Origin of the sequence: Paracoccus sp. PAMC 22219 (assembly GCF_000787695.1) — a bacterium.
GTDB lineage: Bacteria > Pseudomonadota > Alphaproteobacteria > Rhodobacterales > Rhodobacteraceae > Paracoccus.
Window position 1 is genome coordinate 1 of record NZ_BBPH01000248.1, and the last position, 1718, is coordinate 1718.

General features: G+C 61.1%; 1 protein-coding gene. It reads right to left on the reverse strand.

Features of this window, described 5'->3' with window-relative positions; translation table 11 throughout:
* The coding region (locus TY51_RS20630) for a calcium-binding protein (RefSeq protein ID WP_156118140.1) at nt 1-1613 on the reverse strand (1613 nt) is incomplete at its 3' end.
* Nucleotides 1614-1718 lie beyond the last annotated feature (105 nt).

A 1718-nucleotide genomic window follows, 5' to 3' on the forward strand; every position in this document is an offset into this window, starting at 1 on the left:
TGCCGTTGAGCGGGCGGCGTGACGACGGGCGGGGTGACGACGGGGGACTGCGTGCCCACGAGTTCCCTCGGGACCGCGCCGTTGAAGAGGAAGTTGGCGGGCGTCAGGGTCGCCCTGTCGACACCTTCCAGAAAGATGCTGTCATTGGCACCCAGAACGATGCGGGTCCCGCCGTTCTCGGTGATCAGGGCTGTGACGTTGGCATATCCTCGAATGTCGAGAAGTTCTCCGCCGCGCGCGTCGAAGTCCGTGATCACATCGCGACCGTCACCCGAGGTGAAGCGGAATGCGTCCCTGCCCGTGCCACCGGTGAGCGTGTCGTTGCCCGTTCCGCCGACCAAGGTATCGTTCCCTTCGTTACCGATAAGGACATCGTTCCCCGCCATGCCCAGGAGGCCATTGTTGCCGCTGTTTCCATGGATGCGGTTGTCGAGGCTGTTGCCTTCGCCGCGAAGCGAGGCTGCGGTCCGAAGATGCAGGTCTTCGATATGGTCGCCCAGCTTCCAGTCGATAGTGGCGTGGACCGCGTCGCGACCCTGACCTGCCAGCTCGATCGTCCTGTCGCCCGCATTGTCGACCCAGTAGGTGTCGTCGCCGGTTCCGCCGTGCATCTCGTCCGCGCCGGCCTTGCCGTCGAGGATGTCATTGCCTCCGCGGCCGTGGATCACGTCGTTGCCGGACGTCCCGTCCAGCGTGTTCGCGCTGTCATTCCCGGTGATGACGTTCTGAGCAGGGGGCGTCGGCGTGGGGGTGGGCGTGACAACCGGCACGTCGGGCTCGGGCTCCACGACGGGCGGGACCGGAACGGGGGTCGGCGTCGGGGCAGGCGATGCTCCTTCGTTGATGCCATCACGGTCGTATTCCATCACGGTTTCCCACGCGAGGTCCTGTAGATGTGCCGCAATGGTCGGGTCGATCGTCGGATAGGGGCCGTAATCTCCGAAGACGATGTTCGACAGCCCTGAGGGGTCCTTGCCGTAAAGGGTCGCCTGGTGAACCATGGTGACGTAGTAATAACCGGCATCCGTAGGATGGATGTCGTCTGTGAAGAAATGCCTGATCGAGGTCACGCCGGGGATGCGACCGGCCTCGATCGCGTCATAGAGGTTGGCCATGGCCTGGCCCGCGGGGATCAACAGCATCTCCTTGGATCCTGAGGGTCGTGCCGCGTTCACCTCGTCGACCACGCCCTCCCAAATCGGACTGAACCTGTCCAGGCTCGCCCGCCAGGCTTTCAGGTCACCGTTGAAGAAGTCGAACCCGTTCCACGTCTCATAGAGATAGGTCTGGATGTCAGGGTTGGAGGCATGGGCAAGACTGAGGAACTTAAGGACATATCCCGAGGTGTCGTTCCACTGGACATTCGTTTCCAAAGGGACGGCTTCCGTGAGGATCAGCGCATCATATTTTCCGGTGGCAAGCGCATTGTGGGAATCCACCCCCTGCGCATGGGCACGGTCATGGTCGTTCCAGCTGACACGCAGCGGCGCACCGGTGATGACCTGGAAATCCGTTTTCCCCTCATTCCCCATGCTGTTCATCATATGGGGGAGCTGTCTGCCGACAAGGCTGTGACCGATAGTGAGAATATTCGATTCCGATGAGAGTGCCATATATCCCTCTTATGATCTACTATCTGTCAGCGTTGCGCATTTAGAATTAGATTCCGTTAACGGCGGACCGCTCCGATAGCTTTATTCAGCTTTCGCGGAACGCCC